Origin of the sequence: Moraxella caprae DSM 19149 (genome assembly GCF_000426885.1) — a bacterium.
Taxonomy (GTDB): domain Bacteria; phylum Pseudomonadota; class Gammaproteobacteria; order Pseudomonadales; family Moraxellaceae; genus Moraxella; species Moraxella caprae.
In genome coordinates this window covers 1-7,178 of sequence record NZ_AUGF01000067.1, presented here as the reverse complement: position 1 = coordinate 7,178, position 7,178 = coordinate 1, and the positions used below count along the sequence as shown (strand labels likewise).

Here is a 7,178-nt window from a genome sequence, read left to right as displayed (position 1 = left end):
ATGCTAAAGATTTTGAACAATGGAGTGTTTTTTTGGGAAAGGAAGTTCGTTCGGTTTCTATAATAAAGGAAATTGATGTTAATAATGAAAATCCAAGGATAGATAGTTTACCCAGTGAAAGAGGTATTTTATTTGGTTTTGATAATAGACTTCCTGCAAAACTAGGTTTTCCGTTCGTCCTGAGCTTGTTGATGGGTGGCGGAAAACCGTTATGGTTCGACAAGCTCACCACGAACGGTTTTCCTCATTTTTGGGTTTTGCAGGAAGTCTAATGAATTATCATTAGTAATATCCTATGGACTCAATAATCCGTCATATGATACAACTGTGATTAAATTGGAACAAATTGATTCTTATTTTAAGCATAGGTTGATATATATAGATGTCTAAAACTGACATCAGAACACCCATTTTGGATTAAAGGCACAGGCTGGTTAAAAGCCTCCTTGTTAGAACAAGGGATGATACTGCTTGATAGAAATAATCAAGAAGTAGAAGTTATAAGCCAATACCTACTACCCAACCACACAGATACCGTCTATAATATCGAAGTCGATGACTTTCACACCTATCATGTGGGTAAATTGGGTGTGTGGGTGCATAATGATGAGTGTTGTGAATTAAAACTCCACCCCCAAACTCACCCCACCAGTCCATTCTTTTTTACCAAAGTACTCAGGTTGTCTGATGGGGTGCCCTGCAAATAGGTCGTAGTTTAGACGTAGTGGTTTAATGTACCCTTTCACACCAACTGCCCCACCGACCAAAGTGTGGCCGAGCAGTAGATTGTCTTGTTCTTTATTTTGCATGGCGATGCTGCCTGCATCTAGCCCCAGATACAGGCTGTGATTTGACTGTTTGATGGGGAAGCTGATATCTTGACGTAGGGTGGCTCCCATGTCACCTGACAGCGTTCGCTCGCCATCAAAGCCACGCACGCTGTATCGACCACCGATACTCATCCGCTCACTGGGTACTAGGGCTTTTTGAGCATATTGAGCTCTAAGATTTGCCTGATAGCCCATTTGGTAATTATCACCAAGTTTAACAGGTGCGGCGAAGTTTAGGTTGAGTTTATAGATAGGGGTGCGTACCGTGCCCTCGTTAAATAGACTCTCAGGCGGTATTAGGGCATTAAATGCCCCTGTGCCACGTTGCACGCTAACATCTGTGGTAAGTTGTTTTTGCCCAAACCTTGTCTCGTGGCGAATGCCTGCTGTCCAGCCTGAGATTTTGCGACGTTGCACATCAATCTCGGTATCATCAATATAATTCTTTTGCGATTTGGTAAACCCGCCCATATTAAGCCATGTTTTACTTCTTGCATCTCGATGAGCCAAATGGCTGGCATTTAGACTGATGTTGTCTGAGTCACCACCATAAACATAGTCTTGATTAACCCCTGCTACGCTCTGATGATAAGTGTAGTGACTGGCACTGGCATTAAAGACGGTATTTTTAAAAGGCAGGACATAACCTACGCTGTAATTTTCACTGCCACCTTTGGCACTTTTATGGGTATATTCACCCTTGTTGATGTCATTGCCCAAATCACGACCATAGGTCAAGTACAATAAATCGTTATGCCAAGTTGGATTGTCAAAACTTAGGGTAATACCGCCTTGGTATTTGCCTGTGGATTTTGACCCTGAATCATCAAGACTAAGACTGCCTCGCACCTTTCTTGATGCTGTGTAATTAATGAGCACATCGCTAGCACCCAACTCACCAGAGTCGCTTGGCGTGATGGCAAAATCAGCATCAGAGCTTGGCACTCGCTTTAGATTTTCAAGAGTAGTTTCTAAATGACGGATGTTTAGCACATCGCCAGTCTTAAAAGGCAAGGCAGTCTTAAAATTGGCAGGCAGTCCTGTGTTATCTGTATAGACTGGCACACTACTACTTTTGGTATCAGCTTTGATTTGCCCCACAATGCCAGCCACAATAGTCAAAACAAGTCGTCCATCCGACAGATTTTGATTGCCGACCAGCACTCTTGTGGTGGTATAGCCACGCTCAATGAGACGATTTTGGACATCACGGACGATGTTGTTAACATCATTAATGTTTAGACATTGACCCAGAACACTACCTTTGCCATGTGTTAAGGGTGCTAGAGCAAAGGAGAATTGCCCTAAATCCACCTTCTCATCAGCCTGTAGTGGTGCATAGGCGATTTCATGAATCACAAAACAAGGTAGGTTTTCCTGTGTGCTGGCGACAGAGTTTTGCTCTAGCGTAGGCGTTTGGAGGTGGACAGTGGGGCTTGTGATCAATGCTTGATTTAGAGCATCCTGTCTTTGTTGTTGTCTTTGAATTTGTTGATTGGCTATTTGAAGAGGGGTATTGGCATGAACATTGGCAATCCCCAAGAACCCCAAAGTGACCACCATCACCGATGGCGTGAGAGCTTGCATGATGATGTCTGATTTATTATGACAAAAACGCATTAAAGACTGCCTTGTAATAAAATTTGGGTGCTATTTTACTATGATTGCATGGGGTTTTCAAACCATTTGGATAGTCATAATCTCTGCCGTTAGTTCAAACAAACACAAAAACCATCAAGCACACCCAAGAGATTGCTTGTTGTTATTTAAATGCTTTTTTAAACCAAAAAAGTTTTATATTAGTTCTAAAATAAAACCAAGTAAACAGCAAGTATTGTAAATGCCAAACCTTCAATTTTAACAAGTAGCCGATGAAGAAAAGCCTTCAGCAAGATAAAAACCACAACCACTCCCATCAACCATCTCGATGATTTTTGGGGTTTTATCAACATAGTAACACTCGTCATTTTGTCTAAGCTTTGAGAATGTTTGTATGCCGATGGGGAGTTGTTTTTTGGGGTTCTCATCATTCTCAACCAATAAATCCTACTGGATTTCTTTCACTATTTTAGTTCTAAATAAGTTTTAAAATAAACTTATTTAGAACTAAATTAAAACTATTTTTGTTCTGCTAACGCTTTTAAGGCATAACGAATGATGCCACTATGACTTTGGCAATACTTTTGTGCCAGCTCTTTTAATAACTGATATTCCTCTTCATTCATCTGAATGGTATGCGAGGTGAATTTTCGACCTTTTTTGGTGCTAGGCTTGTCCTCTGTCGGTTGTTTGCCAGATAAGTCTGCTTGGTTAATAAAGTCCTGTTCGCTTTTTGCTCGTCTTTGTATCATGCCAATATCTCCGTCATTAATGCTGTAAATTCATCACTTGCCTTCGGGTTATTACCCTCTATCACGCCCTTACCCTCCGAGATGGCATCGCGGTAGATTTTTCTATCATGTATCACAGCATGTAGTGGGGTTAATAAAGGAAAATCACTCAGGTAATCCCCTGCTTGCTTGATTTCTTGATTGGCAGGATTGGTAGGGGCTAGGGTAAGTAGCCCATAGGCTTTGAGCGAGTCATTAAAGCTTGTGGCTTGGTCGATAACCTCTGACAAATGTGGCAGAGTATCCAAATCCAGTTGTGATGGGCGAAATGGTACAATGAGTTTATCAGCCACTAACATGGCAGTTCTTAGCTCTTTGCTGTCATGCCCTGCCACATCAACGACCACGTGCTGATATCGCCCAGCCAAGTCTTTAAGCGTGCTTTTGATGTCGCCATATCGCTGAATACAGTGCACTGCCTTTAACCCCGTCTGCTCTCTGTCTCTTACCCAGTTTGCTGAACTTTGTTGAATATCAGCATCAACAAGCACCACATCTCCACCAGTATTGGCAAGATAACAAGCAGTATTAATGGCAAGAGTAGACTTGCCACAACCACCTTTTTGACTACCAAAAAGTATAATCATAATAGACCTAATTTAATTTTAATACAGTCTTATATTATAACTAAAAAAGTTATATTTTAGAACTAAATTTTAACTGATTTAACATTAACCCTTGATTGATGAAAATATCTTTCTTTTTAAGGGTCAAATAACAAATTTTCCTTGATAAAATAAAACTTATTTAGAACTAAATAAAAACTTAATAGGTTCTATATTATCGTATTTTTAAAACCATTTTATCAAAAATGATACGCCAGATTTTTCTTTGATTATTCAGTCATAGGGGCTAATTTTTATTCACAAATACCCCACAGGCAACGCCACCAACTCCTTATCAAGCCACAGTTTATTTGGATATTGATTGATGATGACTCCTGTGCCAATGCCAATCTCATCAGCTGGCAGTTGTTCTTTTAGGGTGTTAAAGTGTGTGGCGTGTTTTTTGGTGGGTTTGGCGGTCATTTTTATCTCCACAGGATAGATGACACCGTCTTGCTCTATGATGATGTCAATCTCTTTTTGGTTGGTGTCTCGATAAAAATAAACAGGCGGTTCAATGCCCTGATTGTAGAAGGATTTTAAAATCTCCGCCACCACAAAGCTCTCAAAGAACTGCCCGTTTTTAGCCCCATGTTGCAACACCTCTGGGGTTAGCCATTTGGTTAGGTATGCCATGAGCCCTGTGTCTAGCATGTAGATTTTTGGGGTTTTTATCGCTCTTTTTAAGTGATTATGGTGATAAGGTTTTAGTAGGTATACAATGCCTGAGGTCTCTAAAATGGCAATCCAGCGTTTGATGGTGTCCACAGACACACCCACCTCTTGGGCGATGTTATTGTAATTTAACAGCTCGCCACTTCGTGCGGCCACCGCCGTCATAAAGCGAGTAAAGTCATTTAAATCCCTGATATTGGCAATGTGACGGACATCTCTTTGTAGGTAGGTACTGACATAAGAAGCATAATAAACCTCCCAATGCGTTTCTTGCTCATAAAGCCTTGGCATTTGTCCTTTGTGAATCATCTGCCATAGCGTGTCAGGACTGCTCTTGTCATCTGTGGTCTGACCTTGCTCATCCATAGCAGATTCATAGGCTTTTAAATACGCCTCTGTTGGCACAAACCCCTCAAAGAACTCGACACCCCGAATCTCACGATAAGACAAACCAAGTAGCCTAAGCACCGCCACACGCCCTGCCAGACTCTCATTGACATGCTCCATAAGGCTAAATGCTTGCGAGCCTGACAACAAAAACAGACCATTTTGTTTTTTCTCATCAATGTACAGTTTTAAGACCGAAAACAGCTTAGGGGCGTATTGCACCTCATCTAACACCAAACGCCCTGTGTGATTCATCATAAAGAGCATGGGGTCATCTTGGGCCTGCTCTAAGCGAATGGGGTCATCAAAGGTTACATAATCATACCTCTCTTCTTGTTCACGGGCGGTGTGTTGTAGCAACGTGGATTTACCCACTTGTCTTGCCCCTGTAACCATGACCGCAGGGAACTGAGCGATGAGCTTTGTTAGTATATGATGTAAATGACGGGGAATGTACATAATAAAACCTAGTTTAATTTAAGATTATATCTTAAATTAAACTAGATTTAAAGTCAATGCAATCTTAACATGACCGTCAAACGCCCACTCATCTTTTCATTGCATAATCTCTGTCTTTTTTATGGTTTAGTGCATGAGTTACCATGGGGGTCAGCTCCATGATGGGCGTGTCATACGCCAGTTTTTGCATGTCATCTTCTGTAAGAGCCTCCTCGGTGTCTGCACGGTAGAGCTTTAGCGTTACAACCTTGTCTCTAATGGTTTTAATTGACTGTTTAGCCATGTCGCATTGTCTTGTAAATTCCCAAGCATCATCGACCAGCCCTCCACCTGCTCGGTTAGCTCTATCAAGGCAGTCTGCAAGGTTAAAATCTCGCTGTCTTTTTGTGTCAGCTGTTGCTCTAAGTGCGATATCATCTGCTGTTGCTTGCCGATGGTGCTCTGATAGCCAGCCTTCGCTTTGTCGTAGTTGCCCTTGGCTGTGTTGTAGTTCTGCTCGGCTTTGCTGAGCAAATCCATTAATGATTGTGCTTGCTTGTTCAATAATGCTCGCTCGTTTTCTAGCAAGTGACTCTCTTCGCTGTTGAGTGCCGTTAATGTAGCTATTTGCTTGGTCAACCGCTCGTTTTGAGTCACAAGCTCGCTGATCTGCTTGGTCAATGAGCGGTTTTGTATTACTACTCTTATCAATGATTTGCGAGTTTTGTTGATGGTATGACTCAATGAGCTTTTGGTCTGCTCCCATATCTTTTGAGTATTGTGCCACTCTGTCTCGGCTTGTTGCCACTCGCTGTGTGCAACCCTCCAATCGCCCTCTTCTTTGTTCATGTCGCTTTGCAAGTTTTCGATAAATCCATGCAATAAGTTCTCGGCATTGCTTAAAAAGCCATAAGGGTCGGCTGGCATCTGCTTGACTGCTTGAACTGTCGCTTGTTCTTGGCTCTCTAGTATCGCTGGTTTGTTGTTTTTTCTCGTCCTTGTTTTTGTTTTTGTCCCTGCTTGTTTGGGTTGGTCGGACTCTTGCCCCATGGCGATTTGAAGTGGGGTTAAGGTCAGCTCCTGTGGGCTGTATTGATACATGGTCTAATCCTCCTACAATCTTAGTGTCATGGTGATGGTCGCCTGCTGATGACCCAAGCGAAGTTTCTCGGTCAATTCCCCAATCTCGCTCAAGGGTCGCATCATCTCTTGCGTAAATTGTTCGCTTTGATGATTGAGCTGTTTGCTCATTGCCATACTTTTTGTGAAGCTCTCTTGCACGCAGTGAGCAGAGTGTTGCAAATCGCTCACTTGCTGTTCTAAGTCTTTGATGTTTTTGTCTGTCATAATCAGCTTGTCGCTTTGCTCTATCGTCTTCAATTCGGTTTAAACCTCTTGGTTGCCCTGCTTGATGCTCTTCAAGGGTGAAAGATTTTGCATAGATTTTTCCTTGTATTCTAAACGTTTGTTCGGTGGTGGTGTCGGTCACAACAATGCCTGTTTTATTTTGTTTGACCTGATAGCCTGTGGGATGATTCATGTCCCCATGCACATATTCGATATAACAGACCTCCTGCAAAACCCTTCCTATGCTAAAATACCCCAATGAACTACGAAGCCTCCACACACCTATCCGACACCAAATTCAAACGCTTAGTTGGCATTGAACGCAGGGTTTTTAATGAAATGCTTGCTTGTTTAGAGCAAGCACAAGCTGCTGTACATCAAAGAGGCGGTAGAAAACTTAAAATCAGCATGCCCAATTTGTTAATGGCAACCTTACAGTATTTTAAAGAATATCGCACCTATGAGCAGATAGCCGCTGACTTTGGCATCCATGAAAGCACACTTAT

The 7,178-nt window shown here is 42.0% G+C and carries 11 protein-coding genes; 3 read left to right on the top strand and 8 right to left on the bottom strand.

Annotated features, from left to right (window positions below):
* On the top strand, window positions 1-272 hold a 272-nt coding region (locus K941_RS17400), incomplete at its 5' end, for a hypothetical protein (protein ID WP_029103757.1).
* Window positions 273-374: 102 nt separating this feature from the next.
* Complete coding sequence (locus K941_RS16925) at window positions 375-707, top strand: polymorphic toxin-type HINT domain-containing protein (RefSeq protein WP_228130413.1); 333 nt, start codon at window positions 375-377, stop codon at window positions 705-707.
* Here K941_RS16925 and K941_RS0111695 read toward each other — a convergent pair.
* The 8 genes from K941_RS0111695 to K941_RS0111660 form a co-directional block, all read right to left on the bottom strand.
* Window positions 621-2,450, bottom strand: coding sequence for a ShlB/FhaC/HecB family hemolysin secretion/activation protein (locus tag K941_RS0111695; RefSeq protein ID WP_029103756.1), 1,830 nt, complete (start codon window positions 2,448-2,450; stop codon window positions 621-623). The two genes, K941_RS16925 and K941_RS0111695, sit on opposite strands and share 87 nt — an antisense overlap.
* Window positions 2,451-2,687: 237 nt before the next feature.
* Entirely contained in the window at window positions 2,688-2,870 is a 183-nt protein-coding gene (locus K941_RS18160) for an AAA family ATPase (protein WP_115341031.1), read from the bottom strand.
* A 77-nt stretch (window positions 2,871-2,947) separates the two neighbouring features.
* On the bottom strand, window positions 2,948-3,181 hold the full coding sequence (locus K941_RS0111685) for a ribbon-helix-helix domain-containing protein (protein ID WP_029103754.1): 234 nt from the start codon (window positions 3,179-3,181) through the stop codon (window positions 2,948-2,950).
* Window positions 3,178-3,807, bottom strand: coding sequence for an AAA family ATPase (locus K941_RS0111680; protein ID WP_029103753.1), 630 nt, complete (start codon window positions 3,805-3,807; stop codon window positions 3,178-3,180). Before K941_RS0111680 ends, K941_RS0111685 begins: the two co-directional genes overlap by 4 nt.
* Window positions 3,808-4,083: 276 nt before the next feature.
* Window positions 4,084-5,346, bottom strand: a complete 1,263-nt coding sequence (locus K941_RS0111675; RefSeq protein WP_029103752.1) for an ATP-binding protein — start codon at window positions 5,344-5,346, stop codon at window positions 4,084-4,086.
* A gap of 88 nt (window positions 5,347-5,434) precedes the next feature.
* Window positions 5,435-5,629 carry a hypothetical protein gene (locus K941_RS0111670; protein ID WP_029103751.1) on the bottom strand — a complete coding sequence of 65 codons (195 nt, stop codon included), beginning with the start codon at window positions 5,627-5,629 and terminating at the stop codon, window positions 5,435-5,437.
* On the bottom strand, window positions 5,587-6,426 hold the full coding sequence (locus K941_RS0111665; RefSeq protein ID WP_029103750.1) for a hypothetical protein: 840 nt from the start codon (window positions 6,424-6,426) through the stop codon (window positions 5,587-5,589). The genes K941_RS0111670 and K941_RS0111665 overlap by 43 nt, the downstream gene beginning before the upstream one ends.
* Window positions 6,427-6,438: 12 nt before the next feature.
* The gene (locus K941_RS0111660; RefSeq protein WP_029103749.1) at window positions 6,439-6,672 is read right to left on the bottom strand and encodes a hypothetical protein; all 234 of its coding nucleotides are present in this window, start codon (window positions 6,670-6,672) and stop codon (window positions 6,439-6,441) included.
* Between the two features lie 258 nt (window positions 6,673-6,930).
* Between K941_RS0111660 and K941_RS0111650 the strand changes: the two genes are divergently transcribed.
* A partial coding sequence (locus K941_RS0111650) for an IS5 family transposase (RefSeq protein ID WP_029103679.1) occupies window positions 6,931-7,178 on the top strand: 248 nt, incomplete at its 3' end.